The sequence below is a fragment of the Roseivivax jejudonensis genome (assembly GCF_900172265.1).
Lineage (GTDB): Bacteria > Pseudomonadota > Alphaproteobacteria > Rhodobacterales > Rhodobacteraceae > Roseivivax > Roseivivax jejudonensis.
Genome location: NZ_FWFK01000011.1, coordinates 19,784 through 40,340, shown reverse-complemented (window position 1 = coordinate 40,340; position 20,557 = coordinate 19,784). Strand labels below are relative to the sequence as shown.

Annotated in this window: 21 protein-coding genes and 1 tRNA gene; 18 read left to right on the top strand and 4 right to left on the bottom strand. The window is 60.5% G+C overall.

Translation table 11 applies throughout. The features are described from left to right. Nucleotides 1-17: 17 nt before the first annotated feature. The 9 genes from ROJ8625_RS20220 to ROJ8625_RS20820 all read left to right on the top strand — a co-directional run bounded on the left by ROJ8625_RS20220 (nt 18) and on the right by ROJ8625_RS20820 (nt 10,573). Nucleotides 18-1,040 (top strand): phage major capsid protein, encoded by a 1,023-nt coding sequence (locus ROJ8625_RS20220; RefSeq protein WP_085793744.1) that lies wholly within the window; start codon nt 18-20, stop codon nt 1,038-1,040. Between the two features lie 13 nt (nt 1,041-1,053). Next, entirely contained in the window at nt 1,054-1,350 is a 297-nt protein-coding gene (locus tag ROJ8625_RS20215; RefSeq protein WP_085793743.1) for a hypothetical protein, read from the top strand. Between the two features lie 62 nt (nt 1,351-1,412). After that, nucleotides 1,413-2,075 carry a hypothetical protein gene (locus tag ROJ8625_RS20210; RefSeq protein WP_085793742.1) on the top strand — a complete coding sequence of 221 codons (663 nt, stop codon included), beginning with the start codon at nt 1,413-1,415 and terminating at the stop codon, nt 2,073-2,075. Then, nucleotides 2,076-2,771: a hypothetical protein gene (locus ROJ8625_RS20205; protein ID WP_085793741.1), complete on the top strand. Its 696-nt coding sequence runs from the start codon at nt 2,076-2,078 to the stop codon at nt 2,769-2,771. Then, nucleotides 2,768-4,297 (top strand): hypothetical protein, encoded by a 1,530-nt coding sequence (locus ROJ8625_RS20200; protein ID WP_085793740.1) that lies wholly within the window; start codon nt 2,768-2,770, stop codon nt 4,295-4,297. The genes ROJ8625_RS20205 and ROJ8625_RS20200 overlap by 4 nt, the downstream gene beginning before the upstream one ends. Next, a complete protein-coding gene (locus ROJ8625_RS20195) occupies nt 4,294-4,755 on the top strand; it encodes a GNAT family N-acetyltransferase (protein WP_085793739.1) in 462 nt (153 codons plus the stop codon). The genes ROJ8625_RS20200 and ROJ8625_RS20195 overlap by 4 nt, the downstream gene beginning before the upstream one ends. Nucleotides 4,756-4,764: 9 nt before the next feature. Then, nucleotides 4,765-6,594 carry a hypothetical protein gene (locus tag ROJ8625_RS20190; protein ID WP_159456831.1) on the top strand — a complete coding sequence of 610 codons (1,830 nt, stop codon included), beginning with the start codon at nt 4,765-4,767 and terminating at the stop codon, nt 6,592-6,594. After that, complete coding sequence (locus ROJ8625_RS20185; protein ID WP_200813351.1) at nt 6,594-8,552, top strand: cell wall hydrolase; 1,959 nt, start codon at nt 6,594-6,596, stop codon at nt 8,550-8,552. The genes ROJ8625_RS20190 and ROJ8625_RS20185 overlap by 1 nt, the downstream gene beginning before the upstream one ends. After that, on the top strand, nt 8,549-10,573 hold the full coding sequence (locus ROJ8625_RS20820; RefSeq protein ID WP_143535220.1) for a hypothetical protein: 2,025 nt from the start codon (nt 8,549-8,551) through the stop codon (nt 10,571-10,573). Before ROJ8625_RS20185 ends, ROJ8625_RS20820 begins: the two co-directional genes overlap by 4 nt. 162 nt (nt 10,574-10,735) lie before the next feature. Here the strand turns inward: ROJ8625_RS20820 and ROJ8625_RS20815 are convergent, their stop codons facing one another. Beyond that, complete coding sequence (locus ROJ8625_RS20815; protein WP_143535219.1) at nt 10,736-11,023, bottom strand: hypothetical protein; 288 nt, start codon at nt 11,021-11,023, stop codon at nt 10,736-10,738. 30 nt (nt 11,024-11,053) lie between these two features. Between ROJ8625_RS20815 and ROJ8625_RS20175 the strand changes: the two genes are divergently transcribed. The 7 genes from ROJ8625_RS20175 (at nt 11,054) to ROJ8625_RS20800 (ending at nt 15,007) form a co-directional block, all read left to right on the top strand. Beyond that, nucleotides 11,054-12,193, top strand: a complete 1,140-nt coding sequence (locus tag ROJ8625_RS20175) for a hypothetical protein (protein WP_085793735.1) — start codon at nt 11,054-11,056, stop codon at nt 12,191-12,193. A 239-nt stretch (nt 12,194-12,432) separates the two neighbouring features. Further along, nucleotides 12,433-12,909: a hypothetical protein gene (locus ROJ8625_RS20170; RefSeq protein WP_143535217.1), complete on the top strand. Its 477-nt coding sequence runs from the start codon at nt 12,433-12,435 to the stop codon at nt 12,907-12,909. Nucleotides 12,910-13,429: 520 nt separating this feature from the next. Further along, nucleotides 13,430-14,053 carry a lysozyme family protein gene (locus ROJ8625_RS20165; RefSeq protein ID WP_085793733.1) on the top strand — a complete coding sequence of 208 codons (624 nt, stop codon included), beginning with the start codon at nt 13,430-13,432 and terminating at the stop codon, nt 14,051-14,053. 60 nt (nt 14,054-14,113) lie between these two features. Beyond that, the gene (locus tag ROJ8625_RS20805; RefSeq protein ID WP_143535216.1) at nt 14,114-14,302 is read left to right on the top strand and encodes an Acb2/Tad1 domain-containing protein; all 189 of its coding nucleotides are present in this window, start codon (nt 14,114-14,116) and stop codon (nt 14,300-14,302) included. A gap of 50 nt (nt 14,303-14,352) precedes the next feature. Further along, the gene (locus ROJ8625_RS20160; protein ID WP_085793732.1) at nt 14,353-14,553 is read left to right on the top strand and encodes a Pam3-gp28 family putative phage holin; all 201 of its coding nucleotides are present in this window, start codon (nt 14,353-14,355) and stop codon (nt 14,551-14,553) included. Next, entirely contained in the window at nt 14,550-14,816 is a 267-nt protein-coding gene (locus tag ROJ8625_RS20155) for a DUF5658 family protein (RefSeq protein ID WP_085793731.1), read from the top strand. Before ROJ8625_RS20160 ends, ROJ8625_RS20155 begins: the two co-directional genes overlap by 4 nt. Then, a complete protein-coding gene (locus tag ROJ8625_RS20800; RefSeq protein WP_143535215.1) occupies nt 14,813-15,007 on the top strand; it encodes a hypothetical protein in 195 nt (64 codons plus the stop codon). The genes ROJ8625_RS20155 and ROJ8625_RS20800 overlap by 4 nt, the downstream gene beginning before the upstream one ends. 142 nt (nt 15,008-15,149) lie before the next feature. Here ROJ8625_RS20800 and ROJ8625_RS21110 read toward each other — a convergent pair. Next, a tRNA-OTHER gene (locus ROJ8625_RS21110) sits at nt 15,150-15,233 on the bottom strand. A 102-nt stretch (nt 15,234-15,335) separates the two neighbouring features. Then, nucleotides 15,336-15,965: an HNH endonuclease signature motif containing protein gene (locus ROJ8625_RS20145; protein ID WP_085793729.1), complete on the bottom strand. Its 630-nt coding sequence runs from the start codon at nt 15,963-15,965 to the stop codon at nt 15,336-15,338. 93 nt (nt 15,966-16,058) lie between these two features. Between ROJ8625_RS20145 and ROJ8625_RS21520 the strand changes: the two genes are divergently transcribed. Next, nucleotides 16,059-16,184, top strand: coding sequence for a hypothetical protein (locus ROJ8625_RS21520; protein WP_268794714.1), 126 nt, complete (start codon nt 16,059-16,061; stop codon nt 16,182-16,184). Nucleotides 16,185-16,187: 3 nt separating this feature from the next. Continuing rightward, complete coding sequence (locus ROJ8625_RS20140; protein ID WP_085793728.1) at nt 16,188-19,652, top strand: hypothetical protein; 3,465 nt, start codon at nt 16,188-16,190, stop codon at nt 19,650-19,652. A 273-nt stretch (nt 19,653-19,925) separates the two neighbouring features. On the opposite strand, the gene ROJ8625_RS20135 is transcribed toward ROJ8625_RS20140, so the two are convergent. Next, the gene (locus ROJ8625_RS20135) at nt 19,926-20,366 is read right to left on the bottom strand and encodes a hypothetical protein (RefSeq protein WP_085793727.1); all 441 of its coding nucleotides are present in this window, start codon (nt 20,364-20,366) and stop codon (nt 19,926-19,928) included. Nucleotides 20,367-20,557 lie beyond the last annotated feature (191 nt).

Below are 20,557 nucleotides of genomic sequence, written 5' to 3'. Positions count from 1 at the left end.
CCTGATGGAGTGAGCTAATGGCTCTGAACACCAACGAACGCCTCCAAGAGGCGCTGTCGCTGGCCATCGAGGATCGTTCGACGGGCTATCAAGACCTTGTGTCGAACTCGAACGTCCTCCTGGCTGTCATGAAGGACAAGGGATGCTGGAAGACCTTTGAAGGTCCGACCATCCGCGAGCGCCTTCTCTACAACGAAAGCGGAACCTACACCCGTTATTCGGGTTACCAGTTCCTGAACCCGAAGCCCGCAGAACTCGTCAACGATGCTGAGTTCACGCCGAAAATGGCGGCGGTCTCGGTCGTGCTGTCGATGGAGGACATTCTCCAGAACAGCGGCTCCACGGCGCAGCTCATGAACATCATGGACCTGCACCTTGAAGCGGCCGAAACGGAACTCGAGGACCGCTTTGTCGAGGATCTTCACTCTGACGGCACCGCAGACGCCGGTCGCCAGATTGGTGGTCTGCAACTCGCGCTCCCGACCGATCCGACCACTGGCACGTATGGCGGCATCAGCCGTGCAAACAACGCCATCTGGCGGACGTCGGCATACGACGTGTCGTCCTACTCGTGGGATCAGACTACGGCGACTTCGGTGTCGTCCACGTCGATCAAGCCGATCTACAACCAGATCGTCATCGAGCGCAGCCGTGCCAAGACCGGCCCGGACCTGATCCTTGCTTCGCAGGAGCATTACCTCGCCTACGAGGGTGCGACTGAGAGCATTCAGCGGATCACGGACGGCGGCACGTCGAAAGCGGCGCAGCTCGGCTTCCCGGCGCTCAAATTCTACGGCGGCGGTAAGTCGATGGATATCGTGCTCGAAGGCGGGATCGGTTCGGCAATGCCGGCGAACATCTCCTACTTCATCGCCACGGATCACATCTGCTTCCGTTACCACAAGGACCGCAACTTCTCGAAGTTCGGTGGCAAGCAGACGCCTGTGAACCAGGACGCGGTTGTTCAGCACATCGGTTTCTACGGTGAACTGACCCTCCGCAACCCGATCCACATGGCCAAGCTGTTCAACGGCTCGTAAGGAGGGCTCAAAAATGGCGAACATCTCCGGCAACACGGTCGGTGTGGACTTCACCGACGTTTACACTGCTGCTGAGGCAGCGTCCGGCATCAAGCCGCGCCCCTTCAAAACCGGGCAAACCGTATTCGGCGATGATGGCAAAACGTATCAGTACGTGAAAGCCAACGCGACGATTGGCGCCAGCAATACCGCAGCAAACATCACCGTTTCCAACGGCGAGTATGTTGCGGCTGCTTCCGGCGGGTCGGCGGACAATGCTTCCGGCGTAGAGCTGTCTTCGGGCGACTACGCTTGGTTCATCATTGACTAACACAATCGGGGCGGGCTTAACGGCCCGCCCTATTCGCATTCCTCTCAGACAGGACAAGAGACATGGACAATCCCGATATGGCACTGGGCGTGGAGTTCTTCGGCAAGGCCGTTCAAAACATGCGCCAAAGCAAAGACGCCGGCCGCCCGATTTTCGAGGATCGCGAATACGTTCGCATCCGCTTTCCGGCCGACAACAAGCGCGAACTGGTCGCCCCGGCGCACGAGGTTCACTACGTAACTCACGCGAAGGCGCAGATGACCTACGCGGAGCGTTTCCCGGCGGCATACGAGGCATTCAAGAAAGACGCTGAGGCAGAGCTTGTCACGGGCACGCCGCTTGCTGAAATGACGTCTCTCACCGAGGCAAAGCGGGCAGAGCTTCGCGCGCAGAACGTTCGCACCGTCGAGCAACTAGCAGGGCTGCCGGACTCGTCCATGCGAAAGCTGGGCATGGGCTCGAGAGATCTCGTGGAGGCCGCACAGGCGTATCTGAAGCGCGCTGAGGGCACGTCCGAAGTTGCCGCGCTCAAGGCCCGCATTGCCGAATTGGAAAGCGCACAGGCGCCCGTAGCGCCCGCTGTGGATCAGTTTGACGGCATGACCGACGACGACCTGCGGAACATGCTCGGTGACGCTGGTGTGCAAGCTGATCGGCGCTGGGGCCGTAAGCGGCTGATCGAGGAAATCGAGACGCTGGCGAAGGCCAAAGAGGACGCCGCCTAAATGGCTCGCACGGCGTTGCAGATCGCGAAGGACGCGGCGGCCAAGCTTGGAATTGAGCAGCCTGATGCGTTGTTCACGGGCTCGGACCGCACGCATATCGAGCTGCGCCGTGCGCTTGTCGAGGCAGCGGACAAGATCGTTCAGTCGCATGACTGGCAGATCCTGCTGACGCTGGAGACGCACGACGGTGACGGGAGCACTACGGAGTTTCCCGTACCGGACGACTATCTGCGGATGCCGAAGGACGCTCAGATCTGGTCTACCAAGTGGGAAACCCCGCTTGAGCACATCACGCCGGAGGAATGGCTCAACCTTGATATCCGGGAGTATGAGCTGGTCTATGGCACTTGGACGATTTACGGCGGCAATTTCGTTCACAAGCCGGCGCTGGATGCGGATGAGGATGCCAAGTTCTGGTATGTCAGCAACGCGGTCATCACGCCCACATCAGGAGCCAACAAGGCCACGTTCACGGCGGATGAAGACACGTTCCGGCTGGATGATCGTGTTCTAGAGCTGATGCTCGTCGCTCAGTGGCGCAAGCAGAAGTCGCTGGATTACGCTGAGGAAATGCGTGATGCGGAGATTGCTCTGGCTCGGGATATCGAGCGGGATCGCGGGGCTCGGATCATCGGGCAGGCATCGCGGCCCAACTACCGCGCCAAGACGGCGTATCCGTGGAAAATCACTCCGTGAAACGGCCGATCAAGCGGGCGCAGGCGCAGCGGATCAGCTTGCCCGCACCCATTCAAGGCATTGTAGAAAGCCAGCCGGCGGCGGCGAAAGGTCCGCTCACGGCCGAATGGATGGAAAACTTCCTTCCCACGCAACGGGGCTTACAGGTTCGGGGCGGCACGCAGGAGTTTGCGGACGTCACCGATCCGGTCAAGACGCTGTTCACGTTCAAGAGCGGAACGCTCAACAAGATCTACGCAGCCACGGCAGATACGGTTTACGACATCACCACGACCGAGACGTCAGTTGTCTCCAGCCTGACGTCCGGTGATTGGTCCGCGCAGCAGATTGGTGTTTCTGGCGGCGATTACCTGGTGATCGTCAACGGCGAAGATGAGGGCCGGATCTACGACGGCACATCGTGGAGCTCGCTCAGCGTAACGGGCGTCACGACGTCGGACCTGTCGGATGTCTGGTTGTATCGCAACCGGCTTTTCTTCATCGAGAAAGACAGCCTGAAAGTCTGGTATCTGTCGGCGGGATCAATCGCCGGGACGGCATCGGACACGACGCTTGCGGGAATCTTCCGTCGGGGCGGCTCGCTTCTCATGGGTAGCACGTGGAGCCTCGATAGCGGCGACGGCATTGACGACAAGTGCGTGTTTATCAGCACGCAGGGCGAGGTTGCGGTTTATTCCGGGTCCGATCCGTCCGACGCGACGACCTGGGCGCTGGAGGGGCGCTACGACATCGGCAAGCCCATCGGCAAGCGCGCGACGATGCAGGCCGGTGGCGATCTTCTCGTGGCGACCGTAGACGGCATCGTGCCGATCAGTCAGGCGATCCAGAAAGATCCTGCCGCGCTGTCTCTGGCTGCTGTGTCGCGTCCGATCAAGGCGACGTGGAGCGATGAGGTTCGGCAGAGCGACGAAGACGTTGAGCTGCACAAGTGGACGAAAGAAAACCTCATGCTGACGGTGTTTCCGTCCAGCAGCCGCATGCTGACTGCAAATCTCCAGACTGGTGCCTGGGCGTTCCAGACGGGCTGGGTCGGCACGTGCGCGACGATCTTTCAGGACGAGGCCTACGTGGGCCGCGAGGATGGCAAGGTCATTCAGATTAACGTAGGCGGCTTTGACCTTGAGGACAGCTTCACGGCGCGGGTGTGCTACTCGTTCTCGGACTTGGGCGACCCGACGCAATACAAAGCGGCCACGATGGCGCGCGGCGCCTTCTACGCGGACGCGGATTTCCTCGCAAAATACGAAGTATCGGTTGATTACAACGTGTCGTTTGCGGCGGCGCCCAACATCAGCGCGGTCAATACCAGCGATCTGATCTGGGGCACTGGCGTATGGGGCACGAACACCTGGGCGCGGAATGTCGGTGATCCGCGCAGGGGCGTTGTGGGGCTGTGGAGCAGCGTGGCGGCGACGGGCTACGCAATTGCGCCGGTGGTGCAGATCTCGTCGGGTAGCTCGATCAAGCTCCCGGTTGAGTTGGTTGCCGTCGATGTCCTTCTGGAAGCGGGTGGCCGGGCGTCTTGACCTATCAGATTGCGCTGGAGCGTGGTGATCTGAATTACCACGAACTTGAGCCGAATTACCGCGCTCACTACGAGGAAACCTGTGAGCGGTTTGCCCGCGACGGGCTGCCGGTGAGCCCATTTAATCCGCGCTTGAAAGAGTATTTCGAGGCGTTCTCGTCGGGATACCTGCTTAACTACGTGGCGCGGCATGAGGGCCGCCCGGTTGGTCACTGCAACGTCTACCTGACCAACGACATGCACAACAGCGATCTCATCGCACAAGAGGACGTGTTGTATGTCGTGCCCGAGCATCGCAACGGTTTGGGCAAAAAACTGGTGCAGGCGGCATTGGCCGATCTGAAAACGCGAGGCGTCAAGCGCGTTCTCATCAACCCCGTAACTGATCTCCGAGTGGCGAAGATTTGGAAGCGCATGGGCTTTCAGGAGGTCTCGTCCGTCATGGTCTATCGCTTCTGAGGGCTTAGCATGTGTTCACCATCCGCACCCAAGCCGCCTGATCCGGAAGAGGTCCAGCGCGCGCAGACTGGAACGAACGTCACCACCGCGGTTGCAAACTCGGTTCTAATGAACCCGAACCAGACGACGCCGTATGGCTCGCTGACCTACAGCTTTGGCGACAGCAACGTCCCGCAGATCGAGCAATACACGATCAAGGGCACGCCCGGCACTGCTTCCGGCCCGACGGTCAACGACAACGGGCAGCGGCAGTTTGGTCTCAATATGCTGGGTGGCGGCAATCAGGGCACTCCGGACACCACCGGCTATCGCGTGGGCGGTGAGACGTTCGACACCTACGAAGCGGCGCAGGAATATCAGCGCGGGCTGCCGGGCTATGATCCAAACTCTACCTACACGTGGACCGACCCGTCCACCGGCGACACCTACAGCATTCCGCGTGTGACGATTGAGCAGACGCTCAGCCCCGAGGGGCGGCAATTGCAGGACGCGCAAGTCAACACGCAGATCAACCTTGCGGAGCTTGCGCGCGACAGCTCAAGCCGTCTCGGCCAGCTTCTCGGCACAAGCATGGACCCGTCCGCGCTTCCGGATCGCGGTGACCTTGGCGCAGGGTATGTGCAGAACCTGAACCAGCGCCGCAACAACCTGATGGTTGACGGGCTGGAGCAGGCAAGCGGCAACGTTCAGAACACCGACAACCAACTCCAGACCAGCGTGGACGGCGCGCGGTATCGCAACAGCTTCAGCGCCGGCGGCCGAGTGCAGCAGAGCCTGGACGACCGCTCCGGTGACATCCAGACGACCGTTCCGCAGCAGCAATTCCAGACCGAATTTGGCGATGCAGGGGATATTACCCGCTCCTACGGGACGGATTTCTCCGATGACCGTCGGCGCGTGGAAGAGGCACTGTTTTCCCGGCTGAACCCGCAACTTGATCGGGACCGCGAGTCGCTGCGGACAAGCCTTCTCAATCAGGGCATTCGTGAGGGCTCGGAAGCGTATGACCGGGCGATGAACCGCTTCAACGAGCAGTCCAATGATGCTCGCATGCAGACGATCCTTGCCGGCGGGCAGGAGCAGTCGCGGCTGGCGGATCTGGAGGCACGGCGGGCCGGTTTCGAGAATGCGGCACAGGCCCAGGCCTACCAGCAGGCGCAGGGGCGCGGCGTGTTCGCCAACAACGCTCGTGGGCAGCAGTTCCAGACCGATCTGGCGGGCGCACAGTTCGGCAATCAGGCTGTCGGGCAGCAATATCAGCAGAGCGCGGATGCCATGACGCGGCGCAATGCGGCTCAGCAGCAGCAGTTCGGCCAGAACCAGGCGCAGGCGCAGTTCTACAACGACGCGACGGCGGATCAATTGCAGTCGGATATTGCACGCGGCACGTTTGCGAACGATGCGCGCGGCCAGCAGTTCCAGCAGCGTCTGGCAGAGCAGCAACTGGCCAACCAAGCGGCCACGCAGAACAACGCGGCGCAAATGGACGCGTCCACACTCAACGCGGGCCTGCTTAACCAGCAGGAGCAGTCCTACAACGCGCTTCAGCAGCGCCGGAATGACCAGCGCAGCGCGGCCTTGCAGGAAATGTTCGCGTTCCGGAATCAGCCGATCAACGAAATCGCTTCGCTTCTCGGCACGGGGCAGGTGCAGCAGCCGAACTTCGTCACGCCGAATATGTCTCAAATCCCGACGGTGGATCGGGCAGGGCTTGAGATGGACGCTTACCAAGGCCGGCTGAACGCATGGCAGCAGCAGCAGGCCGGACGTCAGGCGCTCATGGGCGGCATTCTTGGCGCGGCGGGCTCTCTTGGCGGCGCATACATCGGGACGCTCTAATGTATAACTTTGGCGGCAATACCGGGATCACCCCCGAAGAAATCAAGCATCGGCGTGAGATTGCTCGGGCGATGATGGGCCAAGCTGCTGCCCCGCAGAACGTGGGGGAAGGCATCTACAGTGCCGCTAACAGCATCGCTGGCGGCTTGATGCAGCGGCATGCGAACCGCAAGGAGCAGGAGGGGCAAGACGCGGCTACGGAGATCTTCAATAGCGTCTTTAACAGCCCGCGCCCGTCCGTAAGCACCAGCGGTGGCGTTGGCCGTGTGTCGTCGGCAATGACCCAGCGTGACCGCCGCAACGCGGCTATGGCAGCAAATGGCGGGCCTACGCGCGCGGCGGCCGATGCTCTGTCGTCGGAACGCGAATTGCTTGCTAGAACATTGCAAGCTGAGGCTGGCGGTGAGGGGCTTGGCGGGATGATTGCAGCTGGCTCTGTCATCAACAATCGCGTTGCGGACGGCGGGTACGGTGACGGTCTGAGCGGCGTCATCATGAAGCCCGGCCAGTTTTCCGCGTGGAACAGCGTTACTGGCTACGCGGGCGGCGAAGGCGGCTTGGACATGCAAAACATGCAGCCGTCCGAGCAGGCGTATCGCGCTGCGGATATGCTTCTCAGCGGTCAGTATGAAGACCCAACGGGCGGTGCGACGCACTATTACAACGCCAATGTGGCAGATCCCAACTGGGGCATGCGGGCCGGCGGAGACTGGACGCAAATCGGCAACCATTGGTTTGGTAATGCTGACGCCGGAAGGAGCGGCCCGGCGCGTGTCTCGCAGGGGTCGGTTTCCACGTCGGGCGGCGGTCAATACAGCGCGCCGCGTTATAACGGGCCGTCCGTGCAGCAGATCCAGCAGGTTCTGGCCAATCCCTTCCTCAGCGATCAGCAGCGCCAGCAAGCGAAATTTGCGCTACAACGGGCTATGGATGCGGAAGATCCGCTGCGACAGATGCAGCTTGAGCAGGCTCAGATTGAATTGCAGAACGCTCGCAATCCACAGCGTGAGACGCAGTATGTCGATGGCGTCGGCCTTATCGACAAGCAGTCCGGGCAAGTCATTCAAAGCTACGAAACTGCGCCTGATCCAGGATATGAAATGCTGTCTCGGGAAGAGGCTGCGAGCCTTGGCCTGCCGGAAGGCAACTACCAGCGCAGCCCCGATGGCAAGATCATGACGATTGGCGGTGGCGGCCAAACCATCAACGTGAATACCGGTAACCAGAATCCCGTTCCCGGCCTGTCCAAGCTCGGCGAAGGAATGACGTATCTCTACGACAAGGACGGCAATATCCGCCTTGACGAGCAGGGGCGGCCCATGTCTGCGCCGGTGGCTGGAACGGACAGTGACATCGAACGGCAGCAGAATGCGGAGGCTGAGGAGCGCAAACAGGCGCAGCAAAAGCTGATGTTGGGCACAACGCTTTCTTCGATCAACTTGAACATTGATGAGATCGAGAACGGTGGTCTCCCCGTAACAGGCGCGTTTGGCGATTTTCGGAGAACAAACATCGGCCGCGCTCTGACCGGCAATGCCGCCGTGGACTTCGGCAACCGCACCAACCAAGTTACCGACAGCGCGGCGTTTTCTGAAATCCAGAGGATGCGCGACAACAGCCCGACGGGCGGCGCAGTCGGGCAGCTTACGGACGGCGAGCGTCAGGCAATCGGTAACGCTGTCACAGCGCTGAACAACTCTACGAGTGCTGAGGAATACCTTCGGGCGGCAAAGGCGTATCGGAAGCTCGCGCTGGATCTGGCCTACGGCGAAGGTCAGTGGAGCCTTGCGGAGGACGGCAGTGTTTCCGCTGGGGGCCAAGAGCCTACGCAGGCTGCGTCTGAACCTCAGCAACAAGGCGACTCCGATATTCCCCCGCCGCCCGAAGGCTACACTCAGGAGCGCTGGGAAAGCCTTTGGGAGTCGATGGAAGAAGCTGACAGGAGGCTGTTCCGATGACGCCAGAGCAAAAGGCTGCGTTGCGCCGGGCTGCTATTCGCGAGGCCGAGCGGCGCGTGGATGGCGGGCAGCGAGCCGAGCCCAAAGGCATGGGGCAGGTCATCCGCGAAAACGTGTTTGGCGATGACGATCCGACCACGCAGAACACTGGGGAGCGCATTGGCTCGTTTCTGAACAAGGCCGGCGAGGCCATGACCTTCGGGCTGATTGGCGACGAGACTTCGGCTGCGGTCGAAAGCATCGCGCCGGGTGTCAACTATGCTGATCGCCGCGACCACTACCGTCAGCAGGAAGAGGTGCTGGAGCGTGAGAATCCGGGCTTGGCGCTCGGAGCGGACATCGGTGGATCTGTGTTGGGAGCCGTTGCAACAGGTGGTGCGGCAGCGGCCGGATCTCTTCCGGCTCGCATGACCGGCTCTGCTATCGCCGGTGGCCTCGGTGGCGCCACATATGGCGGCATGGAGGGTGAGGGGCTTTCTGACAGACTTACAGAAGGCCGCAACGCTGCATTGTGGGGGGCTATGGCGGGCGGGGCAGCTCCTGCGGTTGTTGGTGCGGGGCGAGCGGGTGTAGGCGCAGCAAGGGATATGATCGGTGGCGGTGTGGATAACGCCCTCGGTCGCGCTAGCGAAAACCGCGCTCGTCGTGCAATAGCTTCCGCGCTTCAAAAATCCGGGAAAAGCGCTGATGACGTTTCAGCAGAAATGATTGAGGCGTCAACCGAAGGTCAGCCCGAATTCCGCCTTATGGACGCCTTGGGCCAAGCCGGGCAACGTCGTGCATCTGGAGTTGTTCGATCCGGCGGGGATGGTGCAGATGAGCTTGCACGCTTTCTGCAACAGCGCCAAGTAAATCAATCTGATCGAATGAGCGGCTTTGTCGATGATGCTTTTGGTTTTAGGGGGCAGCCGCGTCAGCCTGGGACAGACCTTGTTCCGGAGGGCTACCAGTTTCAGGAGACGGTATCTGACGTTCTGGACCGGCCGCAAACAAGTGCGGCATCTCTTACTGACAGGCTATCCAGTTCTCGGAAGGCCACTGCCGATGCAGCGTATGATGCAGCGCGTCGCAATGCGGGGCCGGTGGACGTGCGAAATGCACTTGCCGTCATTGATCGTCGCATTGGTGGCATGCAGGGAAGCGGTGTTGCTGGAGATAGCATTGATGGTCGAATGGCCGGCTTTCGCCGCCGCCTCGCCGCTCAACCCGGGCCAGACGGAGTGTCCCGCGAACTGTCGGATTTTGATCGCGTCCTAGGGGTCAAGCAAGACGTGCAGGACGCGATCAGCGCTGCAACGCGCGCAGGGCGGAGCAATGAAGCTCGCGAGTTGAGCAATCTGGTGACCGCCTTGGATCAAGCTCTTGAGCAGTCCAGCGATGCGTATCGCGCTGCCAATGACGGGTTTCGCTCAGCATCTCGGGTCATTGATGCCGTCGATTCTGGATCACAGATGGCGAGGCGCGGCCGCGCGGCTGACAACGTTCCTACATTCCAAAGCATGACGCCAGACCAGCAACGCGCCGCTCGCGTTGGTTACGGCGATACCATCCAAGAGAGCATCGAGCGCAACAAAGCACAAGCTCCAAACTCCGCTCGTGAATTCGCTAGCACCAAACGTCAGCAGGAAGCCGGTGCAATCGCCAGCAATCCGGGCCTGCTAGGCCGGCGGGTGGGTCGTGAAAACACGATGTATGACACCTATCAGCGGGCGCTAGGTGGGTCGCGGACAGCCGACAATCTGGAAGATATCAAGGATGTTGGGCCTCTTGCCAACGTTGGGCGTGCGCTGCGGGACGCAGGCAACCTTCAGATGGGCAGTGCCGCGATGAATCTTGGCGCGGCTGTCGGACCCGCCGTCACGGGCATGAACGAACCGACGCGACAACTGATTGCGCGCGCACTCATGTCCGGGGATGCAAAAGCTCTTGAGCCCGTTATTGAGCAGATGCAGGGGTCTGAGGCGCAGCGGCAGATTCTTGAGGCCTTAGTGCGTCGAACTGCGGTGGCGGTCCCTCAATAACGTAAACGCTCGCGGCAAGCGCTAGCATTGGCAGGAGAAACGCTCCGTATGCCTTCCATGACGCCTGCTCGTCGTGCTTAACAAATTGCCGAAAACCCCAAATGACGCTGAGCGTCATCACGTTTCCCAAAAACACAGCGCAAGCGAAATCGACTAAGCCCATCAATAACACCGCGTCTGAACGGTGGAGCCGTGCGCCGAAACGTAAGTTGAGCACGTGCGCGCTGGTGTGGAGTTGAAGTTGTCACCGCTGGAGCGAAGCGCGTCTGCCATTGATTGCTTGCGGGTCTGATCCCGCTCCATGAGGCAATTCCCAAAGGCTTCGGTCCCAGGCGAAAAGCCGTAGCTCTCGCACGCGCTGGTGTCTCGTTCGGCCAAATCGCAACCGGCAATGGTGCCGAGAGCAATCACAGAAAACAGAATCCGCATCATGCTGATGAAAGTCGGCATCCGATGCCCGTTTGTCAATGAGGTGCAGCGATGCCCCGTAGCGGCGATACATACAGCCTTCCAGCCGGATATCTGGCAGTAGACGGCCAGACGGCCAGTGCGAGCCAGCACAACGATCCGCTGGAGGATCTGGAGCAGGAGCAGAACGCAGCCCGGCCGATTGCTGTGGGCGGGACGGGTTCGACTAGCCCGTCGGCCGCGAGGACGGCTCTTGGCCTTGAGATTGGCTCGGACGTTCTGGCCTACAATGCCGAGATTGACGCCCTGACTGATGACGAGCTGGGGCAGATCCAGAACATCGGCACAACCACGATCAGCGCAAGCCAGTGGGGCTACCTTGGCGCGGCTACGGCATTCGCCGGCACGCTTCTGGATGACGCCAACGCAGGGGCGGCGCGCACGACGCTAGGCCTCGGCACGATTGCCACGCAAAGCGCCGGCAACGTCGATATCGGCGGTGGTGAGATTGACGGCACGCCCATCGGGGCAAACAGCGCCTCAACTGGTGCGTTTACCACGCTCTCTGCGTCTGGCGCCACGACGATCACCGGCAGCGGAGAAGTGGCGACGCTGGTCAATTCTTCGGCTGGCAACGTCTACATGGGTTTTGACCGCGATGGTGCGCGCGAGGCTTATGTCGGCTTCAATAACGGTTCCAGCTCCGACTTCACTATCATCAACGAAACGACCGGATATGTCCGCGTCCGCACGCAAGGCGATGTGTTCATTCAGTCCGGCAACAGCACAACCATTTTCTGCGATGGCTCAACGCAGCACGTGGGGATCAACACGCTTACGCCCGCAGCAGAGCTGGAGGTGAATGGTGACACGATCCTTGACGGCGACTTCTCGGTAGATGCGGGTTATGGCTCTGCGGCTGCGGCCTTTGCCACTCGCGCCTGGGGCAAGGTAAACGCTACCGGCTCGCTGACCGAAGGCGGCGGTGTAACCTCAACCCGCATCACCACGGGGCGGTATCAAATCGGCCTCAACACGACGATGCCGGATGCGAACTATTCTGTAATCGTGCAGACGTTTGGCGCCGGTGGAACTCGGACGCCAACTGAGGCGCAAGTTGTCACGCAGACCAACAGCAACTTCCAGGTTGATATCGTGGACGGCGGCGGTAGCGCGGCGAACAACGGTTTTTTCTTTCAGGTTGTGCGTTGAGCAATGACTGATGATGAACGCAGGAAGCTGGACGAGTGCCACGCGTGGTCCCGCGAAATGTATCAGGCCTTCATGGAGCCAACACCCGCTGGCGAACCTCCGCTGATAAAGCGCATGGCCGGCGTTGTAATTGTCGTGGAGCGATCCAACTGGGCCGCGCGTTGGCTCATCAAGGGGTTTCTGACAATCGGTGGCATTGCCGGCGCCCTAGCAGCCATATTGGCACTGAGAGGCGGCAAATGAACAGGCCAGCCTATGACATGCGGTGGTCCTTCTCGGACAAACTGGGGGCTGTTCTGGTGATCCTTGGCATCATCGGAACGGCACTCTGGCTTTGCCTGCCGTCGTCTTTGTTCATCCGCCCTGTCTCGCTTCAAGTGGCCGGCGATAACGTGCGCTTTGTGCGCGAGCTTCCCTTTGGGACTGTAGACGCGGTGTGGCGCTCGGAAATCACGCTGATCGACGGTGACGGATACGAATGCAATTCCGGTGACTGGCAAGAGGCCACGTACCAGGAGATAGCCGGGAACACTGTCACGTATCGCCTTGGCGACTGGGCAGAGCGCTGCCTTGATGCCGGCCCGCCATTCTACCTGATGACGAAGCGCCGCGTGATGTTGTTCGGCGTAATTCCTCTTAGAGCCAGCGTGGATCTGACGGAGGTTGAGGGCGAGCGCCCTCCCGGCCCTGTCGTATTTACGCCAGAAGGTGGATGAAGATCGAGCGGGCTTCGGTGATGCTGCACCGTCGCCTGTTTCCCGACTTGCCGGATATGAGCATTTGTGCCCACGCAGCGTGGCGCTCTGAATGCCGCGTGTGGGCTGTCTACGTGGTGATCGTGGATTGGCTGTGGAGATACGCTCTCAGGGGAGAGGCTAATCACTGTCGGCGGAGTTGGGAGCGGTGGCTTATTCTTGCGAGCCAAAGCGGAATCCAGCAAGGCGATAGTGCGGCCAGCGCCCGTAACGCTCTGAAAACAGGGCTGGGCACCAAGGCATTTTCAGCATGTGGCAGCGGCCACCTTTCCTGCGAACCCACCAAGTCGTGCGGCTGAAGCTGAAGCAAACGAAGCCAAGGTTAATCTGCATATCGCCTCCTGAGAGAGTAAGCGCGGCGACCTGCGGCATTGCGGATAGCAGCCCCCTTCTTCGGTAATCCGTGCACTGACGGCGAAAAAGGCGGAACAAACACGCCGCGCTCACCGCACAACGATACCCCCAAAACAGGACAGACGCAATGCAGATCACCCCTCGGGTGGTTGCCCAAGCGCGACCGCTGCTAAACTTCATCGCTCAGCCTGAAAGCGGCGGTGACTACAATATCGTGTGGGGCGGGATTAAGTCCAAGCACCGCCCGCGCCAGCTTACGTCCATGACCATTGGCGAAGTGCTCGCATGGCAGGACAGCATTGACCCGCTTTACATGAGCGAGGCTGCCGGCAAATACCAGATCCTCGAAGATACGCTGCGCGGCCTTTATCGCGACGCGGGCATGTCCGTGACGGATATGTTTGACGAGGGCGGCCAGGATCGGCTCGCCACCACCCTTCTGTTTCGGCGCGGATATCAAGACTATCTGCAAGGCAAGCTGTCACTGGAGAAGTTCTGCAACTCGCTGGCGAAGGAATGGGCCAGCCTGCCCGTTGTGACAGACGTTCGTCGCGGCACTCGCGTCGTTCGTAAAGGGCAAAGCTATTACGCCGGAGACAGCCTGAACAAAGCGCACGTGAGCGTCGGTGACTTTATGGATGCTGTGCGAAAGGCCAAGCAGGCGCCTGCACCCGAGCCCGCGCAGGAGGTGCCTTCTCAGGGCATCTGGGCCGCGCTGGTGTCCTTCTTTCTCAGCATCTTTGGCAAGTAATTCCCCAAAACGGGGTTTCGCCGCGCGGAGCGTCAACCGCGATAGCTCTAGGAGAATGCTATGAGCAACGAAACTACGATCCCCGAGTTCAATCCTTCTGGCTCTGACGTTGTGGCCGAAACCAAGCGGCTGACGGAGGAGCTTATGGAATATATCCGAACCAACGTTCCGGAAAACCGACAGCGCTCTATTGCGCTGACGAACTATGAGCAAGCGGCAATGTGGGCTGTCAAAGCCAACTTTGTATGACTCAATCGGGGCGGCTCCGGTCGCCCCTTCAGCATCTTCGGAGGTCGCAAATGACCATTCCCGTTGCCCCGCTGGCGCGCATTGCCATGCGGTATTTCGCTGGCGCTCTCGTCGCCTACGGTGTTGTCAGCCCAGAAACTGGACAGGCTATTGCCGTTGATCCGGATTACCTCGCCATTGCCGGTGCGTTGATCGGCGCTGTGACAGAGGCGGTGTATTCCGTTGCGAAGAAGAACGGATGGACCACATGACCGCCGCTCTCATCGCATTTGGCATTGCTACGCTGTTCGACATCATCACCACGATAGAGGCGCTGGAGCGGGGCGGGCGTGAGGCTAACCCCGTCGTGCGTTTCTTCATGTCGTATTTCGGGCGGCTCTGGTGGGTGGCGAAACTGGCCCTCGCTGGCGTTGCCGCGTGGCTGTTTGTCTATGCCGACAGCGCTGCGGGGATTTGGATCATGGCGGTTGTGACAGGATACGTTGCCTATCGGAACACAAAGGTGGCGCGATGAACCTCTGGATACCCGGCGCAATCATCGTGTTCTGCGTCACTGCCCTGACGTGGATGTATTTCACCGGCCGCGATGCCGCTGAGTTGGACCGCGCGCGCGATACCATCGAAACACGGGAAAGGATTGACGATGCGAATTCTCGCTGTGCTGGCGCTAACTGGCGCGACCGGCTGCTCGGTGATTGCGACTGACGAGGCCATGTGCGGGGCGCTGAGAGTGCCTGTCACGGAATTGCGGGCCGGGTTGGAAAGCAACCTGGAGGCCACTCCTGACGCTGTAGGAGAGCCCGCAACGGACGTGGTGATTATCACTGAGGCGGGGTGTGGAAAGTAAATGCGGCGGTGGGATTCGAACCCACGGTCCGGCGCTATCCGGCTTTTGGCGTCCCTCACCCTTAGACCGCTCGGGCACGCCGCATTTACTCTGAAATCGTAACACAACAGCACGGAAACGCAATGATCTCATCCGAGGATATCGAAGCCATGCGCGACGAAGCCGAGGTGTTCGCTCGCGTCAAGTTTACAGCGGGGCTGGCGGGAAATTGAGTTTGGCGTATTCGCCATAGATCCGTAGCGCCGCCGCATCGTGAGCGCGGGCTGCCTCTTCTTCGCAGTCAAAGCGCCCGAGGTTGTGACGCTTGTAATTGTGCTTGATGCCGGCCGTCCACTTGCCGCGCGACTTATCCCACGCCACGCCCTTGTAGCGCGATGAAGAGCCCTTGGCGGATCGGACGTTCTGGTTGTTCTGAGAGCGCGTAGCAAGTCGCAGGTTGCAGATCCGGTTGTCGGTCGGATCTCCGTTGATGTGGTCAATGTGCCGGTCGCTCGGCCACTCGCCGTAGTATATAGCCCAAGCGACGCGCTGTGCCTCGACGGTTACGGAGAAAATAGATCCACCTTTGTAGCCACTTCGCACAAGGTTCAGCGCGGGCTTTCCAGACCACGTGGCATTCCATCTGTTAGCGCGAGTTTGCGGAGAGACCTTCTTGGGCTTGTAAACCCAGGTAGGCCGATGCTTCCAAGTCAGGACTCCGGTTTCGGGGTTGTAGTCAAGCAGTTGACGCAGGACAGTCGGGCAGGGTAGGGGCTTTTTAGCCATGTTCGATGCTCCAATCATCGCAATGTGGTTAGGGTCGGTCAGGCGCAGCAACGCCTTTCCGGCCCGTCAATTATATCCTACAATCCGAATAAAGCAATCGGCAGGCGAGATCCTGAGCGTCAAGGTATCGAATAGGGGCACATCATGAGGCTAGGGCTATATCTCGGGCTGGGCAATCGGCGGGGCGGGGGTATTCCTGCAAACGCAGTTTTCTACAACGGCGAGCCCGTCACCTACGACGGCGAATACGTCACCTACGAGGCGGAGTAAGACATGGTTGATCTGAACACACTTATCGGCGGCGAGGCTTCGGGACTTGAAGATCGCGTAAACTCCGTTGAACAGCTTGCCGTGACCGGAACGCGGCCTGTGCCGGGAGGCCCGGTCGCTGCGGCAACGACCGGCAACATCACCCTGTCCGGCGAGCAGACGATCGACGGGGTGACCACGTCCGGCTCGCGGGTGCTGGTGAAGGATCAGAGCGACGCAGCCGAGAACGGGATCTACGTCTCGGCCTCGGGTGCATGGTCGCGCGCCACCGACATGAACGCCGCAGCCGAGGTGCGCGCGGCCCTGGTCTACGTCGACGGCGGCACGACCAACGGCGGCCGGACCTACTTCGCCCGCAGCACCGTGACGACGCTCGGCACGGATGACGTCAATTGGACGCTATTCAGCGATCAGAGCAGCTTGCAATCCGATGTTCAGGACGCCCTCACGCGTATTTTTCCGGATACAGCATATTCCGGTCTTGGCGGTGAAGGCGATCGTCGCGAGATCCTCTCGGCGCGCGCGCAAGGGACCAGCGCAGAACCCGCCAATCTGATCGACGGCAGCAACGCGACTGTTCTCGGCTTTTCCGGCGCGAACGACGGCGCGGGCACGGAGGCGGATCGGCACATTTACGCGATTGAATGGCCGCGCGGGAGCCGCGTCATCGCCTCCGAAATCACCGTGACGGTGGCCGGTGCGTTCAACAATGATCACGGGACGTTCGCCGTGCAGATGCGGAATCGTTTCGAAGAGGACGCATGGACCGAGATTGAGGATATCCTTCTCGACTTCAGGGGCGGCGGCACGACGCGGACCTTTGCGCTGCCGGTTCAGAGCGTGTTGGGCGTGGCAAAAGGGTTCGACAGCCTGCGCCTCTACGGAAAGAGCGGGTCGTTTTCGTCGGTTTCCGGGCGCGAACTGACGCAGATCGATCTCAAGATCGGATTGGCCGCCGACCATCAGAAGGCGGACTTGCCGGTCGGCGGCACGGCCGCGACAGCTCTGCTGAAAAACAGCGCCGATCTGGGCGACACGTCTTGGCAACGGGTCTCGCTTGACCATGAGGGTTCCGGTGCTCGGCGTGCCCGGGATGAAACGAAGCGCGGTCGAGTGGCAGGTCTGGCGACCGGGTCGCGTTTCTGGCTCGATGGAAACGCCCCAGACGATGCGGGGCGGGGCCACAAGTCGACCGTGGCAAAGCAGACCGTCGCCGGATTGATCCGGCGGGAGACGCTGAGCAACGGTGATTTTGCGGCTGTCAGCGGACAATCAGGGGTCTACGAAATCACGCTGACACGAGGCGCGACGGCCGCACCGCCCGAGGCGGAATGGGCAATTGCCTACGTGGCGGCAAGCGACCCGATCGGGCGTCCGAACCAGATCGAACGCAAGACCAGCATTGCCGATGTGGCCGCTGCGAGCGGCGCGGCCTATTTTGTGGAGAACCCGCGCGGCGATACCGCGACTGCGTATGTGCGGGGCTTCGCTGGCAATGATCTGTCCGCGTCGTCCGACACCTGGCTGGCCTACCTATGCCCGCACGCGGATTCCGGCGTTGCGATCCAGACGGGCAGCGCGTTCGAGGGCCGCACGCTGGAGTTTCCCGGCGGTGTGCGCTCAATCGTTGGTGCAGGCGAAGGCGAGCTTCCGGTTTTTGAGTGCTCTGAGGCTGTTTCATCCGGCGCTTGGTCCGCTGCAACCGGTAATCTCTACTCACTCGACTGGGAATGGGAGGACGCCGTGCGTATGATCAACGACCCGGAATTCACCGTGTTCGAGGTCGAAACATCCACGGGTCGGGTCTTCCCGTCGGAATACGCGGAAGACAAGACCGCCGCGAATGCAAAGCCAGGGAGGCTGCACGTCGGCGTGCGGGGCGACGATGACACCGCCGCCGGCGCAAATGATCAACTGGTGACGTTGTTCTACCGCCCGCGTGGCGACACGTTCAGCGGCAAGACGATCCGGATCGCGAAATACAAGGGCGGGATCGGGACGTTCGACCAGCTCGCCAGCACGCCCGATTTCCTTATGGACAGCGTGACGATAGAGGGTGTGATCGCGCAGAGGCAAGTGGACGGGCACGGCTCGATTGTGAGCGGAGACGACGCCCGTCTTGTGCGATGCGGCGCTGCCTGGGGCCCGAAGCACAACCTGATCATCGGGTGCGGCACGATGGAAGACACCGGTGCTTTCGCTGCTGTTCAAACGCCGCGCGCTGGACCGATTCCGATCACAGTCTATCGCGACGCCGGCCCGCTGGCAGATGCCGAGGCCACGCGATTGCACGTGATCTGGCCGGATTACTATCGCGGCGGCAATGAGGCGGTCTATTGTCACGACAGCGGCGCGGCCGGCGGCACCGGCCTACGCAATATCACCCTGCACCAACCCTTTGTGCACAATGGCGGCAAGATCAGCACTAGTATTCGCGGCAAGCTGGACGTGTCCGATTACCTCGCGACGGCCGACGATGTGCAGGTTTACACGAGTGTGTCCGCTCTGAATGCAGTGACCGGCTCGGATCGCGACTATGCGGTGGTGATCGCGAACAACGTTGCGACTGGGTATGTCTGGAACGGCGCGCTCGCGACGCCAGAATGGGAAGAAACCGAGTTTTTCGGTCAAGACGGATTCGTCCAAATTCCGCACAGCACGGTCGCGAACCCAGACCGCTACGGTGACATCAGACGAGGTCTGTTTTTCGGGATCGGTATTTACGGACTCTATCTTGCCGCTCCAGCAGGCTATTCAGCGAACACCGAAAATCCGCCGATCAATACGGTCGAGGACTGCGTTTTCCACTTGGCTCCGGGGTCGCAGGCAGCTCATGCCTTGTTCTCAGCATTGTGCCAGCCCGCGTTCCGAAACAATCTGCACTGGCTTGACGACTATAATGTAAGGGCCGCGGTGTTTTCTGCTGTTGGTGGGGGTCTGACGTGGTCGCATAACATCGTCATTAATCGACGCGAAACGGTCACCGGCATTAGCGATCTTGTGAATATAGACCTGCCGAGCAGCGGGCCGATTGATATGGATTACAACGTCTATATACTGGCCGGCTCAAGTATTCCGTCGATCCGGGTCGATGGCACGCAATATCGCATCGACACTGAGGCCAACTGGCAGACCTACCTTTCGGCGATGGCGTCCGACGGAATCGACCAGAACTCAATCAGGCTGACCGAGGCGGACATCGCCCGTCTGTTCTCGGGCGATCCGGCGACACATGATTACCGGCTGCGGGTTGGTGATCTTAAGCGGGCAGACGGCTCGCCCCTGGAGTTTGGCGACGGGTCTCCGGTCAACAGCGGCGAGCATCGTGCTGGACCCCGGCAGCATCTCGATTGGCGCAGCGGTGCAATTCTGGATGGCGCTCCGTTCCGCAAACCCACGCCGCCGCGCACCTACGACGAATGGCGCGAGTATCTGAGGGCGCCGGCTCTCTGGGACTGGTACGCGTGATGAGACGGAACGTGAGGGAAGCGCTCTAACCTCGCTGTGGGGCGAGAGCGGCGCGGGCGGCGGCGTGGCAATGCGTCACTTGATGCCGCTCGGTTACGTCCCGCAGTGCTGCCTCCAACTGCTCGATGCGATCCGCGGCCTCAAGGACGATGCGAGCGCCGTCCGGTAGCTCTGGCGATGGTGGGTTGCTCCAACGGCTATAGGCGGCCCGCAGCCGCTTCACCAGATCATCCGTCATCGTCTTCCCTTCTCTTCCTTTGCAGGGACACCGGCCTAGGCGGGGGTGAGTGCCGGTGCGTAAAGCGTGATTGACCGTATGTTTGCGGCAAACTCCATGAACGGCCAGTCTACATCCGCGTGCTGATAAGCTGCGTAGCGTGCGGCAGAACGGTTCTTAGCGGCCACAACGCTGCTACCATTGTGGTGGCGATAGGTGACTATGTATCGGGCCGGGATGGCCACATGATCGCGCATGAACTTGAGCAACGCCCGCCTTCCTTCATCAGTGACGTGGAAGTAAATCATGCCAAACTTGGCACTTCCGTTTGTCCAGTGAGACGAGGCTCGCATGCGATCAGCTGTGTCGCTGTCAGCATCGGTGGCGAAGTAGTTTCGGTATGTTTCGCCCGCGATCTCATCCGGCCACGGATTGCCGAGCGCATGGTGCATCTCGTGAAAGTGCTGGTCTTCGATCCTGACGTTGCATCTGGTCATCGCTTTTCCACTCCATCGTAAGTAGCTGTTCTGCCGTCGCGGTCCTTGTTTCCGCTGGCAACGATTTATCGTGTGTTTTCGGGCTTTCTGGCACTCCTGCCGGGGTCGCCATCGTGCAGTTGGAGAACGAAATCCAAACACCGGTTTTGCGAAGAAAGTCAGCTTTACTGCGCTAGCGCTAACACAGCCTG

Coding starts and splice junctions, on each gene's coding strand:
- ROJ8625_RS20220 (WP_085793744.1), top strand. CDS start 18: ATGGCTCTGAACACCAACGAACGCCTCCAAGAGGCGCTGTCGCTGGCC.
- ROJ8625_RS20215 (WP_085793743.1), top strand. CDS start 1,054: ATGGCGAACATCTCCGGCAACACGGTCGGTGTGGACTTCACCGACGTT.
- ROJ8625_RS20210 (WP_085793742.1), top strand. CDS start 1,413: ATGGACAATCCCGATATGGCACTGGGCGTGGAGTTCTTCGGCAAGGCC.
- ROJ8625_RS20205 (WP_085793741.1), top strand. CDS start 2,076: ATGGCTCGCACGGCGTTGCAGATCGCGAAGGACGCGGCGGCCAAGCTT.
- ROJ8625_RS20190 (WP_159456831.1), top strand. CDS start 4,765: ATGTGTTCACCATCCGCACCCAAGCCGCCTGATCCGGAAGAGGTCCAG.
- ROJ8625_RS20185 (WP_200813351.1), top strand. CDS start 6,594: ATGTATAACTTTGGCGGCAATACCGGGATCACCCCCGAAGAAATCAAG.
- ROJ8625_RS20820 (WP_143535220.1), top strand. CDS start 8,549: ATGACGCCAGAGCAAAAGGCTGCGTTGCGCCGGGCTGCTATTCGCGAG.
- ROJ8625_RS20815 (WP_143535219.1), bottom strand. CDS start 11,023: ATGCCGACTTTCATCAGCATGATGCGGATTCTGTTTTCTGTGATTGCT.
- ROJ8625_RS20175 (WP_085793735.1), top strand. CDS start 11,054: ATGCCCCGTAGCGGCGATACATACAGCCTTCCAGCCGGATATCTGGCA.
- ROJ8625_RS20170 (WP_143535217.1), top strand. CDS start 12,433: ATGAACAGGCCAGCCTATGACATGCGGTGGTCCTTCTCGGACAAACTG.
- ROJ8625_RS20165 (WP_085793733.1), top strand. CDS start 13,430: ATGCAGATCACCCCTCGGGTGGTTGCCCAAGCGCGACCGCTGCTAAAC.
- ROJ8625_RS20805 (WP_143535216.1), top strand. CDS start 14,114: ATGAGCAACGAAACTACGATCCCCGAGTTCAATCCTTCTGGCTCTGAC.
- ROJ8625_RS20160 (WP_085793732.1), top strand. CDS start 14,353: ATGACCATTCCCGTTGCCCCGCTGGCGCGCATTGCCATGCGGTATTTC.
- ROJ8625_RS20155 (WP_085793731.1), top strand. CDS start 14,550: ATGACCGCCGCTCTCATCGCATTTGGCATTGCTACGCTGTTCGACATC.
- ROJ8625_RS20800 (WP_143535215.1), top strand. CDS start 14,813: ATGAACCTCTGGATACCCGGCGCAATCATCGTGTTCTGCGTCACTGCC.
- ROJ8625_RS21520 (WP_268794714.1), top strand. CDS start 16,059: ATGAGGCTAGGGCTATATCTCGGGCTGGGCAATCGGCGGGGCGGGGGT.
- ROJ8625_RS20140 (WP_085793728.1), top strand. CDS start 16,188: ATGGTTGATCTGAACACACTTATCGGCGGCGAGGCTTCGGGACTTGAA.
- ROJ8625_RS20135 (WP_085793727.1), bottom strand. CDS start 20,366: ATGACCAGATGCAACGTCAGGATCGAAGACCAGCACTTTCACGAGATG.